This window comes from Kitasatospora sp. NPDC048540, from assembly GCF_040651175.1.
In the GTDB taxonomy this organism is placed as follows: domain Bacteria; phylum Actinomycetota; class Actinomycetes; order Streptomycetales; family Streptomycetaceae; genus Kitasatospora.
Genome location: NZ_JBEZIR010000063.1, coordinates 1 through 13,409, shown reverse-complemented (window position 1 = coordinate 13,409; position 13,409 = coordinate 1). Strand labels below are relative to the sequence as shown.

Annotated in this window: 11 protein-coding genes and 1 riboswitch; of the genes, 7 read left to right on the top strand and 4 right to left on the bottom strand. The window is 73.2% G+C overall.

Translation table 11 applies throughout. The features are described from left to right. The first annotated feature begins 10 nt into the window (after nt 1–10). On the top strand, nt 11–955 hold the full coding sequence (locus AB0D08_RS23485) for a carbohydrate ABC transporter permease (RefSeq protein WP_033818090.1): 945 nt from the start codon (nt 11–13) through the stop codon (nt 953–955). Between the two features lie 69 nt (nt 956–1,024). Here AB0D08_RS23485 and pepN read toward each other — a convergent pair whose 3' ends face one another. Continuing rightward, complete coding sequence (gene pepN, locus AB0D08_RS23480) at nt 1,025–3,589, bottom strand: aminopeptidase N (RefSeq protein WP_359891283.1); 2,565 nt, start codon at nt 3,587–3,589, stop codon at nt 1,025–1,027. 168 nt (nt 3,590–3,757) lie between these two features. Here pepN and AB0D08_RS23475 point away from each other — a divergent pair, with 168 nt between their 5' ends. Then, nucleotides 3,758–4,393, top strand: coding sequence for a DsbA family protein (locus AB0D08_RS23475; RefSeq protein WP_033818092.1), 636 nt, complete (start codon nt 3,758–3,760; stop codon nt 4,391–4,393). A gap of 129 nt (nt 4,394–4,522) precedes the next feature. Here AB0D08_RS23475 and AB0D08_RS23470 read toward each other — a convergent pair whose 3' ends face one another. After that, complete coding sequence (locus AB0D08_RS23470) at nt 4,523–5,827, bottom strand: amino acid permease (RefSeq protein WP_359891312.1); 1,305 nt, start codon at nt 5,825–5,827, stop codon at nt 4,523–4,525. 419 nt (nt 5,828–6,246) lie between these two features. Here AB0D08_RS23470 and AB0D08_RS23465 point away from each other — a divergent pair, with 419 nt between their 5' ends. Then, entirely contained in the window at nt 6,247–6,846 is a 600-nt protein-coding gene (locus AB0D08_RS23465; protein ID WP_033818093.1) for a biotin transporter BioY, read from the top strand. Between the two features lie 74 nt (nt 6,847–6,920). Continuing rightward, entirely contained in the window at nt 6,921–7,406 is a 486-nt protein-coding gene (locus tag AB0D08_RS23460; RefSeq protein ID WP_359891280.1) for a ribose-5-phosphate isomerase, read from the top strand. 53 nt (nt 7,407–7,459) lie between these two features. On the opposite strand, the gene AB0D08_RS23455 is transcribed toward AB0D08_RS23460, so the two are convergent. After that, nucleotides 7,460–8,710, bottom strand: a complete 1,251-nt coding sequence (locus tag AB0D08_RS23455) for a GNAT family N-acetyltransferase (protein ID WP_033821845.1) — start codon at nt 8,708–8,710, stop codon at nt 7,460–7,462. A gap of 339 nt (nt 8,711–9,049) precedes the next feature. Between AB0D08_RS23455 and AB0D08_RS23450 the strand changes: the two genes are divergently transcribed. Together AB0D08_RS23450 and AB0D08_RS23445 are read left to right on the top strand one after the other, a co-directional pair. Then, the gene (locus AB0D08_RS23450; RefSeq protein WP_033821857.1) at nt 9,050–10,192 is read left to right on the top strand and encodes a PP2C family protein-serine/threonine phosphatase; all 1,143 of its coding nucleotides are present in this window, start codon (nt 9,050–9,052) and stop codon (nt 10,190–10,192) included. A 462-nt stretch (nt 10,193–10,654) separates the two neighbouring features. Next, complete coding sequence (locus tag AB0D08_RS23445) at nt 10,655–10,849, top strand: hypothetical protein (RefSeq protein WP_350640734.1); 195 nt, start codon at nt 10,655–10,657, stop codon at nt 10,847–10,849. A 92-nt stretch (nt 10,850–10,941) separates the two neighbouring features. Here AB0D08_RS23445 and AB0D08_RS23440 read toward each other — a convergent pair whose 3' ends face one another. Beyond that, complete coding sequence (locus AB0D08_RS23440) at nt 10,942–11,718, bottom strand: DUF6348 family protein (protein WP_033821846.1); 777 nt, start codon at nt 11,716–11,718, stop codon at nt 10,942–10,944. A 493-nt stretch (nt 11,719–12,211) separates the two neighbouring features. Further along, a riboswitch (cyclic di-AMP (ydaO/yuaA leader) is annotated at nt 12,212–12,373 on the top strand. 5 nt (nt 12,374–12,378) lie between these two features. Between AB0D08_RS23440 and AB0D08_RS23435 the strand changes: the two genes are divergently transcribed. Continuing rightward, a complete protein-coding gene (locus AB0D08_RS23435) occupies nt 12,379–13,329 on the top strand; it encodes a LysM peptidoglycan-binding domain-containing M23 family metallopeptidase (protein ID WP_033821847.1) in 951 nt (316 codons plus the stop codon). Nucleotides 13,330–13,409 lie beyond the last annotated feature (80 nt).

Below are 13,409 nucleotides of genomic sequence, written 5' to 3'. Positions count from 1 at the left end.
GGCCATCGACATGAGCACTAGCACCGACACCAACCCGGCCGTCCCCGCCCAGCGGGCGGCGGGGCGCCCGAAGGCCGACCGGACCACCCGGTTCGGCGAGGGCGGCGGCGTCCTCAACGTCTTCTCGCACGGCTTCCTCGCCGTCTGGGCCCTGCTGATCATCTTCCCGCTGGTCTGGGTCGTCCTCGGCTCCTTCAAGACCGACGCGCAGATCAACGGCAGCGCCTGGTCCTGGCCGGCGAGCTGGGGCTTCGACGCCTTCACCCGGGCCTGGTCCAAGGGCATCGGCGGGTTCTTCCTCAACACCCTGATCGTGCTCGCCGGTTCGCTCACGCTGACCATGCTGCTCGGCGGCATGGCCGCCTACGTGCTGGCCCGCTACGAGTTCAAGGGCAACCGGGCGATCTACTACCTGTTCGTGGCCGGCTCGATGTTCCCGGTCTACCTCGCCCTGGTCCCGCTGTTCTTCATGGTCCGCAACCTGGGCGAGATCACCCCGCTGCTCGGCCTCAACAGCTACCTCGGCCTGATCCTGGTGTACGTGGCGTACTCGCTGCCCTTCACCGTGTTCTTCCTGTACTCGTTCTTCCGCACGCTGCCCACCGCCGTGCACGAGGCGGCGATGCTGGACGGCTGCTCGCACACCCGGGCGTTCTTCCAGATCATGGTGCCGATGGCCAAGCCCGGCCTGGTCAGCGTCGCCATCTTCAACGTGCTCGGCCAGTGGAACCAGTACATCCTGCCGGTCACCCTGATGCAGCCCACCACGGCCGGCGAGGCCGACCACTCGATGCTCGCCCAGGGCCTGGTCAACCTGGCCCTGCAGTCCGGGTACAAGAGCGACGCACCGGCCCTGTTCGCCGGTATGACCATCGCGATGCTCCCGGTGCTGGTGGTCTACCTGTCCTTCCAGCGGCAGGTCCAGGCGGGCCTCACCTCCGCCACCCTCAAGTAGCCCGCGCCCCACGCGCAGACGGACGGCCGCCCGGGAACCCCCGGGCGGCCGTCCGCCGTCACCACCCCGTCAGCCGCGGTCGCGGTCCTGCGCGCGCAGCGCCCGGGCCAGGTTGTCCCGGCACTCCAGCACCAGCCGGCGCAGCGCGGGCGCCGCGTGCGGGTGCGCGTCCAGCCAGGCGTCGGTGGCGTCCAGCGTCGAGCGCTCGGTCTGCAGCCGGGGGAAGAAGCCGCCGACGATCCGCATCGCGATCTCGATGCTGCGCTGCGCCCAGACCTGCTCCAGCAGCGCGAAGTAGATGTCGGTGTACCCGGCCGTCAGCTCCCGCTGACCCGGCTGGGCGAAGCCCGCGATCTGCGCCTCCACCAGCGCGTTGGGCAGTTCGTCGGAGTCCACCACCGCCGCCCAGGCGGCCGCCTTGGCCCCCGGGGTCGGCAGCGCCGCCAGGCACTTGACCGCCCGCTGCTTGCCGCTGGCGGTGTTGTCCCGCCGCAGCTCGCCCTCGATCTCCCCGGCGGTGGCCGACCCGGCCGCGGCCAGCGCGAGCCAGAACTCCCAGCGCAGCTCCTGGTCGACCGCCAGGCCGTCGATCCGGGCGGTGCCGTCCAGCAGCCCGGTGAGCAGCTGCAGGTGCTCCGCGCCCTCGGCGACCGTGGCCAGGAAGCGGGCCCAGGCCAGCTGGTGGTCACTGCCGGGCTCGGCGGCGCGCAGCTCGCGCAGCGCGCACTCGGCCAGCAGCCGGCCGCCCTCGGCCCGCCAGGCGGGGTCGGCGTAGTAGTCGAGCGCTGCCCTGGCCTGCTGGTGCAGTGACTGCAGCACCCCGATGTCGGACTCCTGCCCGGCGAAGCGCAGCACCAGGTCGAGGTAGTCGCGGGCGGGCATCAGCGCGTCCCGGGTCAGGTTCCAGGCCGCGGACCAGGCCAGCGCCCGGGCCAGGGGATCGGTCATCGCGCCGAGACCGGAACGCAGGGTGGCCAGCGACACCTCGTCGAAGCGCACCTTGCAGTACGTCAGGTCCTCGTCGTTGACCAGCACCAGCGCCGGGCGCGGCCGGCCCGCCGGGACCTCCACCACGGTCCGGGCCCCGGCGACGTCGGCCTCCACCCGCCCGGTGCGCACCAGCGCGCCGGTCCCGTCCAGGTCGTACAGGCCGATCGCCACCCGGTGCGGGCGCAGGGTGTCGCCGTCCTGCAGCACCGCCAGCTCGGTGATCCGGCCCTCGGCGTCACAGGTCACCTGCGGGGTCAGCGAGTTGACGCCCGAGGTCTCCAGCCAGGAGGCCGACCAGGACTTCAGGTCGCGGCCGCTGGTCTCCTCCAGCGCGCCCAGCAGGTCGCCGAGGACGGTGTTGCCGTAGGCGTGCCGCTGGAAGTAACGGCGGGCGCCCTCGAAGAAGGCGTCCCGGCCGACGTACGCCACCAGCTGCTTGAGCACCGAGGCGCCCTTGGCGTACGTGATGCCGTCGAAGTTGAGCTTGGCGTCCTCCAGGTCCCGGATGTCCGCCGTGATCGGGTGGGTGGTCGGGTACTGGTCCTGCTGGTACGCCCAGGCCTTGCGGCGGTTGGCGAAGGTGATCCAGGCGGCCCGGTAGCGGGTGCCGGCCCCGATCAGGCCGAACGAGCCCATGAAGTCCGCGAAGGACTCCTTCAGCCACAGGTCGTCCCACCACTTCATGGTGACCAGGTCGCCGAACCACATGTGTGCCATCTCGTGCAGGATGACGTTGGCCCGGCCCTCGTACGCGGCCTCGGTGACCTTCGAGCGGAAGACGAACTCCTCCCGGAAGGTGACGCAGCCCGGGTTCTCCATCGCACCGATGTTGTACTCGGGGACGAAGCACTGGTCGTACTTGCCGAACGGGTACGGGTAGTCGAACTCCTGGTGGAAGAAGTCCAGCCCCTGCTTGGTGACGGTGAGGATCTCGTCCGCGTCGAAGTGCTCGGCCAGCGACCGGCGGCAGGTCGCCGCCAGCGGGATCTCCAGGGTGGTGCCGTCGGGCAGCTCCCGGCGGTAGTGGTCGCGCACCACGTGGTACGGGCCGGCGACCACCGCGGTCAGGTAGGTGGAGATCGGCCGGGTGGGGGCGAACCGCCAGACCCGGGCCGCGCCCTGCTCCTGCACCGACTCGTGGACCGCGTTGGCGTACACGTCCCAGGCGGCCGGCGCGGTGACCGTGAAGGAGAACGGCGCCTTCAGGTCGGGCTGCTCGAAGTTGGCGAACACCCGGCGGGCGTCGGCCGGCTCGAAGTGGGTGTACAGGTAGGTCTCGCCGTCGACCGGGTCGGTGAAGCGGTGCAGGCCCTCACCGGTCCGGCTGTAGGCGCAGTCCGCGTCCACCACCAGCACGTTGTGCGCGGCCAGGTCCGGCAGTGCGACCCGGGTGCCGTCGAAGACCTCCGCAGGATCCAGCGTCCGGCCGTTCAGGGTCACCGAGCGCATGCCCGGCGCCAGCAGGTCGGCGAAGCTGTCCGCGCCCGGGGTGGCGGCACGGAAGGTCAGCGTGGTGGTGGAACGGAAGGTCGCGGACGCGGGATCCGGTGCGGAGGCCAGGTCCAGGTGGACGCGGTAGCTCTCCACCTCGATCAGACCGGCCCGCTTCTGGGCTTCCTCGCGGCTCAGGTTCTTGCCCGGCACGGTGGTACTCCTGTCCGTATGAGCCCGGTGGGGCTGGGGTGCCGGGCGCATCCTTTCATGCTCGGCGCCACGTACCATTGCACAGCTCGGGCGGAATCAGCCGCCGATCCGCGGTGTTGAGCGCTAGGTCAGAGCGACCCCGCACCCGTTGACCGAAGGGCACCGTCCGTGACGACCGCAGACTCCCGCAAGATCGCCGACTTCTGGTTCGACCCGATCTGCCCCTGGGCCTGGATGACCTCCCGCTGGATGCTGGAGGTCGAGCAGCTGCGCCCGGTGGACACCAAGTGGCACGTGATGAGCCTCTCGGTGCTCAACGAGAACCGCGACGAGCTGCCGCAGCAGTACAAGGACCTGCTGGCCAAGGGCTGGGGCCCGGTCCGGGTCCTGATCGCCGCCGCCCAGCTCCACGGTGACAAGGTGCTCGGCCCGCTCTACACCGAGCTCGGCACCCGCTTCCACAACCAGGGCCTGCCGAACGAGCGCGCCACCATCGAGGCCGCGCTGGTCGCCGCCGGCCTGCCGGCCGAGCTGGCCGACGCCGCCGACACCGACGCCTACGACGAGGCGCTGCGCGCCTCCCACCAGGAGGGCATCTCGCTGGTGGGCGAGGACGTCGGCACCCCGGTGATCGCGGTGGACGGCCCGGACGGCGACCGGGTCGCCTTCTTCGGCCCGGTGGTCACCCCCACCCCGCGCGGCGAGGCCGCGGCCCGGCTCTGGGACGGCACCATCCTGGTCGCCTCCACCCCCGGGTTCTACGAGATCAAGCGCACCCGGACGGCGGGCCCGTCCTTCGAGTGACGACTCCGCCCGGGGGCCGGCTCTCCCGAGCAGCGCCGAGGGGCCCGGTACGCGTGGTGCGTACCGGGCCCCTCGGCCTCTGTCGTCCGCCGTTCCCGACCGTCGTCCGGCCGTGGTCGAGCCGCCGGCTCAGGCGGTGCGCGGCGCCTTGCGGACCGCGCCGACCAGCGCCAGCACGGCCGTCAGCCCGAGCGTGAACCACAGCTGCACCCGGTTGCCGCTGTCCAGCGTCATCAGGGCGAGCACCGCGACGATGCCGCCGAGCGCCAGCCAGGTCAGGTACGGGAAGGCCCACATCCGCACGGTCAGCTGCTCGGGCGCCTCACGCTCCAGCCGGCGGCGCATCCGCAGCTGGGCGACGGCGATGAAGGCCCAGACCACCAGGACGGCCGCGCCGACCATGTTGAGCAGCCAGCTGAACACGGTGGTCGGCCACCAGTAGCTGAGCAGCACCGCGAGGAAGCCGAAGGCCGAGGAGGCCAGCACCGCCGTCCGCGGCACCCCGCCGGAGACCTTGGCCAGCGCCTTGGGGCCCTGGCCGCGGCTGACCAGCGAGTAGGCCATCCGGGAGGAGCCGTAGATGTTGGCGTTCATCGCCGACAGCAGGGCGATCAGCACGACCACCCGCATCAGGTCGCCGGAGTGCGGGATGCCGATCCGGTTGAGCACCGCGACGTACGGGCCGGACCCGGTGACCGCCGGGTCGTTCCACGGCACCAGGGTGACCACCACGGCCATCGAGCCGACGTAGAACACGGCGATCCGCCACATCGCGGTGCGCACGGCGGTGGCGACGCTGCGCCGGGGGTCCTTCGACTCGGCGGCCGCGATGGTCACCGTCTCCAGGCCGCCGTACGCGAAGACCGAGGCCAGCAGACCGGTGATCAGGCCGGTGGTGCCGTGCGGGAAGAAGCCGCCCGCGCCGGTCAGGTTGGCCGTCCCCGGGGACGGCGTGCCGGGCAGCACCCCGGTGATCGCCAGGACGCCGATCACCAGGAAGGCGGCGATGGCCGCCACCTTCACGGCGGCGAACCAGAACTCGAACTCGCCGAAGTTCTTCACGGCGGACAGGTTGGCCGCGCAGAAGAAGCTCATGAAGATGGCCACCCAGACCCAGGACGCCACCCCGGGCAGCCAGTGCGCCATGATCCCGGCCGCGCCGATCGCCTCCGCGGCGACGCCGACGCACAGCAGGGTCCAGAACAGCCAGCCCACGGTGAGCCCGGCCCACCGGCCGATCTCCCGTTCGGCGTGCACCGAGAACGAGCCGCTGGCGGGGTGGGCCGCCGACATCTCGCCCAGCATCCGCATCACCAGCATGACCAGCAGGCCGGAGAGGGCGAAGGCCAGCACGATGGACGGGCCGGCGGCGGCGATGCCGGCGCCCGAGCCGACGAACAGCCCGGCGCCGATCACCCCGCCGAGCGCGATCATCGACAGGTGGCGCTGCTTGAGGCCGTGCGAGAGCCGGCCCTCGGTGGCGGGGGCGGCCGTGGTGGTGGTGGGGGAGGAGGCGACGGGAACGTCGGACCGGTCCTGGGCGGGCGGTCGGGTGGGGGTCGACATCGGGTCGGATCCAGACTGTTCGGATAGCGGAGGATTCGCCCCACTATTCGGTACAGCGACCGGACCGGCCAAGATTTGCGGCAAAACAGCCGCTATCCGGACAGTGATGTGACCGAAAGTGCATGCACAACTGCGCAGATGTGACAGATCGGGGTTGGAGTCAGGCCGAATCCGACAAGCAGGGCCCTGACGGTTTGTCGGTTGCCGACGCCCTCCCCGGCCGCCCCCGGCGCATAGGTTCACAACTGTTCACCCGTCCCACCGTGTTCGAACGGAAGTCCCCGCCCATGGCCACCGCCACCCCCGCACCCTCCGCCACCGTCCTCGCCGACCTGCTCCCGCAGGCCGCGACCCGGCTCGGCGCCCAGGCCCGCGACCTGGCCCTGGTGGCCGGCGGCGCCGCGTTGACCGGCCTGGCCGCGCAGTTCTCGGTCAACGTCCCCGGCTCCCCGGTCCCGGTCACCGGCCAGACCTTCGCCGCCCTGCTGGTCGGCACCGCCCTCGGTGCCCGCCGCGGCATCGCCTCGCTCGGCCTCTACCTGCTCGCCGGCATGGCCGGCCTGCCCTGGTTCGCCCAGGGCAGCTCCGGCTGGGCCATGCCCAGCCTCGGCTACGTCATCGGCTTCGTGCTGGCGGCCGGCCTGACCGGCGCGCTGGCCCGCCGCGGCGCCGACCGCAGCCCGCTGCGCACCGCCGCCGCGATGGTGCTGGGGAACCTCGCGATCTACGCCGTCGGCGTCCCCTACCTCGCCCTCGCCCTGCACCTGCCGCTCGCCCGCGCCGCCGAACTGGGCCTCTACCCCTACCTGGTGGGCGACGCGCTGAAGGCCGCGCTGGCCGTCGGCGCGCTGCCGCTCACCTGGAAGCTGCTCGGCCGCCGCGGCTGACGGCACCGGACCGCCGCGAGCTCTCCCGGGCCCGCTGCCGGGCCCGGGTGCACGCGCATGCCACACTCATACCCATGCGCGTGTACCTGGGCTCCGACCATGCCGGATACGAACTCAAGAACCACCTCGTGGAGTGGCTGAAGGAGGCCGGCCACGAGCCGGTCGACTGCGGCCCGCACATCTACGACGCCGAGGACGACTACCCGCCGTTCTGCCTGCGGGCCGCCGAGCGGACCGCGGCCGACCCGGAGGCGCTGGGCGTGGTGATCGGCGGCTCCGGCAACGGCGAGGCGATCGCGGCCAACAAGGTCAAGGGCGTCCGTGCGGCGCTGGCCTGGAGCGAGCAGACCGCCGCCCTCGGCCGGGAGCACAACAACGCCAACGTGATCAGCGTCGGCGGCCGGATGCACACCCTCGACGAGGCCACCAAGTTCGTCGAGATCTTCCTCAACACCCCGTACAGCGGCGAGGCCCGGCACACCCGCCGGATCGAGATGCTGAGCGAGTACGAGACCACCGGCGAGCTCCCGCCGATCCCGGCCCACCACCCCCAGGGCTGATCCCGCACCACCCCACCCCACCCCGCCCACCCTCCCGTCCTGCCGCACGGGCGTCAGAACCCGTGCGGCAGCCAGGGTGCGAGCTCCCCGGCGAACGCCCGCGAGGCCTCCGCCAGCGCCCCCTCGCGCAGTTCGGTCACCCGCCCGGCCGCCGCCAGCGCGGCGAGCGTCACCCCGCCGAGGTAGGCCGAGCCCAACGCCCGGACGTCCAGTGCCAGATCGGCGGGCCGGTCGGTCCGCGCGCAGTCCGCGCCCTTGCCGGGGCCCTCCGAGCGCAGCCGCCAACTCCCCGCGTTCCACGGGCAGAAATCGTCCGTCACCGCCAGCACCAGGTCCACCGGCAGTGCGTAGCCGCGCTGTCCGAGCGCGGCGCCGACCTCCACCAGCCGGACGAACAGCGAGTCCTCCAGCTGCGGCTCCAGCCGGCGCGGATCCGAGACCAGGTACAGCAGCGGATCGTCGACCGGCCGGTTGCGGGCCACCACCCGCTCGGTCAGGTCCAGTTCCAGCAGGTACGACCAGAGCGCCGCGTACACCTGCGGCGTCAGCGCCTCGACGTCCCGCACCCGGACCGTGCCGGCCGCGTTGTTCCCCGCCCACTCGCCCTTCACCGCGTAGCGCGCGTACCCGAGCAGCCGCCCGCCGTCCCGCTCCTCGACGAGCACGCACTGCAGCGGCGAGGCGCCGTCCCGCGCGGCGGGGGCGTCCAGCAGCGGCAGCTGCTGCCAGCCCGGGCGGCGCTCCAGCAGGCCCGGCCGGCCCGGCACCAGCCGGGCGTACAGCTCCTCGCAGGCCGCCGAGGCCACCACCGGGTCGGCCAGCCGCAGGCGCAGCGCGGGCCCCGGCAGCGCCGGTACCGAGACCTTGGCGCTCGGCAGCGTCACCGCCATCCGCCAGCTCCCCAGCCCGTAGCCGAACCGGCCGTAGATGGCCGGCTCCGACGCGGTCAGCACCGCCAGCGCCTCGCCGCGGGCCCGGACGTCGCCCAGCTGGCGGCGCATCAGCGCGGTCAGCGCCCCGCGCCGGCGGTGCGTCGGCAGCACACCGACCATGGTGACCCCCGCCGCCGGCAGCACCGCGCCGCCGGGCACCGCCATCGCGAAGCTGAACGCACTGGCCCCGCCGACGATCGCGGTGCCGTCACAGACCGCCAGCGAGCGGTCGACCTCGGTCAGTTCCCGCCACAGCGCACGTTCCTCCGGTGGCTCCTCCTCACCGCCGAAGGCGATCTCCAGCCCGCGGTACCAGGTGTCCCACTCCCCGGCGACCAGCGGGCGGACGGTCAGGGCCCCGGATGCGGTCATGTCGGCAGTCATACCTCACAGCTATCAGGCCCGCGGTCGGCACGCGACCGACTTTTGCGACATGTCCGGTCGAATCCGTAGGCCCGCCGACAGCGCACCCGGCCCCGCCGCACGCTCCCGGGCGCCCGCCGGGCGCCCCCGCCCGGCGCCCCCGCCGGCGGCCGAAACGCGCCGGACCGGGACCGGGACACCCGGGCCGGCCCGGCCCACCCCGTCGACGGGGGCCCCGGGCGGTGGATAAGGTCGGACCCCATGGCTGGCAGAGAGCCGGGCGCACCGCCCCAGACACCCACGACGGGCCCGACCGCGACGGCGGCCGCCGAGCCCGCCGTGGCCCAGGTGCGCGCCAAGCTCTACCGGGCCCGCCGCCGGGTCCGCCGGGCCGGTGTCGACTACTTCCGCGGCGACGGCGCCGACTGGCTCGCCTTCACGGCCTTCCTGCTCGCCATCCCGCTGCTGGTCCTGCTCAACGTGGCCGTCCCCGACTGGGTCCCGCCCACCGCCCTGGTGCTCCCGATCCTGGCCGGGGCCATGCTGCTGCGGCCCGGCACCCTGGTCCTGCTCTACGGCGCCGCCGCGCTCGGCCTGTCCACCGAATCCCTGATCCACACCGGTGAGCGGGTCGGCAGCAGCCACCCCGAGCAGTACGTCTACGGGGTGACCCCCGGCGCCGCGCTGGTGGTCGGCGCGGTCGGGGTGGCCGGCCTGCTGGTCGCCCAGTTCCGCAGCCGGGTCGGCGTGCCGTGGCGCGGCGGCGGCTCGATGCTCTTCGACCTGCGCGAACGGATCCGGGTCCAGGGCCGCCTCCCGGCCCTGCCCGACGGCTGGCAGGCAGACATGGCGCTGCGCCCGGCCGGCGGCCAGTCCTTCTCCGGGGACTTCGTGGTCGCCGCCCGCACCGGTCCGGGCCGCCGGGTGCTGGAGGCGGTGCTGGCGGACGTCTCCGGCAAGGGCATGGACGCCGGCTCCCGGGCGCTGCTGCTGTCCGGCGCGTTCGGCGGGCTGCTCGGATCGCTGCCGGCCCACGAGTTCCTGCCCGCGGCCAACGGCTACCTGCTCCGGCAGGACTGGGACGAGGGCTTCGCCACCGCCGTCCACCTGGTGCTCGACCTCGACACCGGTGAGTACGAGCTGCTCTCGGCCGGGCACCTGCCCGGGATGCAGCGGCTCGCCGGGGCCGGCCGCTGGGAGGTGCAGGAGGCCGAGGGCCCGCTGCTCGGGGTCTACGACGGCGCCAAGTTCGACGGCGTGCGGGGGCGGCTCGGCCACGGCGACGTGCTGCTGCTGTGCACCGACGGCATGGTCGAGGTGCCCGGCCGGGACCTCACCGAGGGCATGGACCGGTTGATGGGGGAGGCCGACCGGCTGGTGGCCGGCGGTCAGTTCGGCGTCGGCAGCCGCGGTGCGGCCGGCCGGCTGATCGAGACGGTCGCCAAGGACGTCAACGACGACCGGGCCGTGCTGCTGCTCTGGCGGCGGTGAAACGGCGGTGAACCGGCGCCCTCGGGCGCGGGCGACGGCGCCGGCGGGTGGTGTCAACACGCAGTGGTGATCTTCGGCCATTCCGGCACCGGGTGGGCGCAGTGGATCTCCTCGCAGGCCGACCGCCGGATTCCGCCGTCCGGGGCCGGTTCCCGGGGCCCTGCCGACGGCCCGTCAGAAGGGCTCCGCTATCGTCGCGGACGGCGGAAATTCGTCCCACATCCCGGGATCTTCGTCCCCGGCTTCCGGCAAGTCCTTTACGGAGTCCGCACGAGCGACCACACTGAGTCCGGGTGGGCTGGTCGAGACTCGGGGGATGGGGGGCGGATCGTGCGCCACGCAGCTGTCATCGGGGGGCTCCGGCTGCTCCGCGGCACTCCGGTCGCGGCGGGACGGCCTGTCCGCCAGGGGCCGTCCGGTCCCGTCCCGAAACCCCGCCATGAAATGAGGAAGTGAGTCCGGGTGGCCTTCTCTGTCTCCGCGCTGGTGCTGTTCGGCATCATCGTCGTCATCTTCATCCGCAACAAGCAGCTGAAGACCAGCCACGCGATCATCGCGGCGCTGTTCGGGTTCATGGTGAGCCAGTCCACGGCCGCCAAGCCGATCCAGGACTTCCTCACCCAGCTGGCCTCGACGATCTCCTCCGTCGCGGGCTGATCCTCCGCCCCGGCGGTCGAGCCGGTCGGCCAGGGCCGTCCGGCGCTTCGTCCTGCCCCGGCCCGGCCCCGCCGGGCCCGGACCGGTCCTACCTACCCGCGCTGCGGCCTGGCACGCCGCCAGCGGCCGAGCAGCCCCGTCCGGCGGCCCGGCGCGGCCGTCACGGCGGCGGACGCGGGGCGGGCGGCGACGGCCGGCGGCTCGGGGGCCTCGGCCACCAGCAGCACGAACAGCCGGGCCCAGCAGAGGCGTTCGCCACGCGGCCAGTCCAGCGCGCGCAGTACGGCGGAGGCGCGGTCGGAGACGACCCCGTTGATCCGGACCTCGGCGACGTCCTCCCCGGCCCGGCCGCCGAGGAACAGCTTCACGCCGTTCACCTGCGGGCCGGTCAGCTCCGGACGGAGCGCCTCGGCCAGTGCCGGCAGCGGCTGGTGGTCCGCCAGCCAGTCGGCCAACTGCCGCGAGCCGAAGCCGAACACGGCCGCCGGGCCCTGTACCGCGTGCCAGCCGGGCAGCTCCGGCGAGCGGTAGTGGTCACCGTGCTCGCCCCGCCGGTCCAGCAGTTCGACCACGGCGCTGGCGGTGGTGGTGGCCCACATCCGTACCGCGTTGTCGAGTTGCTCCTCCTCGGTCCGCCCGAGACCGGCCGCGCAGTCCCAGACCACCGGCCCGTCCGCCCGGCCAAGCTGCAGGACGTAGCCGAGGTCGACATGGCCGGATCCGCCGTCGCCGGGGTGCTCGCGGACCGCCAGCGCGGTGGTGCCGGGCCCGCGCAGGACCTCGCCGTCGACGGTGAAGTGCCGTCCGAGGCGCGCCATTTCGCGGATCACACTGCGCTGGATGACGTCCAGTCGGTGCTGCGGGCGCACGGGCCGGCTCCTTGCTCGAACGGTGGGGCGGAATCGAACGCGTGTGAGGCTATCGGCCCTCGCCCACGCGCGGGAAACCGCGCCGGGGCCGAGCCGGCCGGTGCCGGACCCCTCCGGTACGGGCGGGAACGCGGGCGGCAGGGGCCCCCGAGGACGCCCGGAGCAGGGTGCGGCCACCCCGGGGGCCGGTGCGGGGGTGACCGGAGTCACCAGCAACCCGGGCCTGCGGTGACCACCGGTGACCGGGCGAACGCGCGGGGTCGCAACGGCAACGCTCCGTCGCATGCGAATCAGCCCGTCGTGAGCGCCTCGGCTGCGGTGGGCCCCAGGTCCGCAGCGGAGCGTGACCTTCGGCCCGGTTGATCTTATCCGGCCTTGATTTTCTTACGGGCCGTCACTTGCTACGTATACGCCTCATGGGTTTTGCTTCGTGACCTGCCCGGCAAACGCCGGGTGGGGCCACCGGGCGGAACGCCGAGTCCTGCCGCTGCCCGGGGCCGACGCACCTCATCCGTGCACGGCAGGAGCGGGGGACCCAAGGTAAGTGCCGTTTCCGGTGTTCCGGGACGGCTTGGGGTGAAGCCGCGTCTTCTCGCGGCCGGGCGATCTCCCGTCCGAACCCGACAGCTCACCTCGCAGGCGTCGGAGAGGAACCGCTCAATGTCCGCTAAGGGCAAGCACCGTCGTCCCCGTCTGTCCCGACTGACCCGCATCGCCGTCGCCACCGGTGTCGTCACCGCTGCCGTCGCGCTCCCGGCCACCGCCGCCCAGGCGCACACCGCTGCTGACGCCCACGGCACCGTCTCCGCGTCGGCCGCCGCCGCCGACCAGGCCGCGCCCGCCGCCGCCGAGGCCGCTCCGGCCGCCGACCACAGCTACCAGGTGGTCCACGGCGACACCCTGTCCAAGATCGCCGACGCTCAGCACGTCGACGGTGGCTGGCAGAAGCTGTACCAGGACAACCGCCAGGTCGTCGGCGACAACCCGAACCTCATCTACCCGGGCCAGAAGCTGACCGTGGGCGGCCAGCAGGCCGAGGCCCCGGCCAAGGCCTCGCGCTCCGAGCACCGCGCCCCGGTCGCCCCGGCCCCGCAGGCCGCCGCCCCGAAGGCCGCGGCGCCCAAGGCCGAGACCGCCAAGCCGGCCGCGCCGAAGACCGCCGCCCCGAAGACCGCCGAGACCCCGGCCGCCGCCACCCCGGCGACCTCGGGTTACGTCGCCCCGGTCAACGGCCCGCTCGGCACCCCGTACCACCAGGCCGGCTCCAACTGGTCGTCCGGCTACCACACCGGCGTCGACTTCGTCGTCGGCACCGGCACCTCCGTGAAGGCCATCACGGCCGGCACCGTGGTCTCCGCCGGCAACGGCGGCGCCTACGGCAACGAGGTCGTCATCAAGCACGCCGACGGCAAGTACTCGGAGTACGCCCACCTCTCCTCGATCGGCGTCTCGGTCGGCCAGACCGTCACCGCCGGCCAGCAGATCGGCCTCTCCGGCGCCACCGGCAACGTGACCGGCCCGCACCTGCACTTCGAGGTGCGCACCGGCCCGGCCTACGGCTCGGACATCGACCCGGTGGCGTACCTCGCCGCCCACGGCGTCAAGGTCTGATCCTCCTCGGACCGACCAGGGGTTTCGGCCCGAACAGTGGCTGAACAGCAGTCGAATTCCGGCAACTCCGTTGACAGAAC

Bases quoted from the DNA above. Each gene is read 5' to 3' on its own strand.
- AB0D08_RS23485 (WP_033818090.1), top strand. From the start codon at position 11: ATGAGCACTAGCACCGACACCAACCCGGCCGTCCCCGCCCAGCGGGCG.
- AB0D08_RS23470 (WP_359891312.1), bottom strand. From the start codon at position 5,827: ATGATCGCGCTCGGCGGGGTGATCGGCGCCGGGCTGTTCGTCGGCTCG.
- AB0D08_RS23465 (WP_033818093.1), top strand. From the start codon at position 6,247: ATGGCCACCGCCACCCCCGCACCCTCCGCCACCGTCCTCGCCGACCTG.
- AB0D08_RS23460 (WP_359891280.1), top strand. From the start codon at position 6,921: ATGCGCGTGTACCTGGGCTCCGACCATGCCGGATACGAACTCAAGAAC.
- AB0D08_RS23455 (WP_033821845.1), bottom strand. From the start codon at position 8,710: ATGACCGCATCCGGGGCCCTGACCGTCCGCCCGCTGGTCGCCGGGGAG.
- AB0D08_RS23435 (WP_033821847.1), top strand. From the start codon at position 12,379: ATGTCCGCTAAGGGCAAGCACCGTCGTCCCCGTCTGTCCCGACTGACC.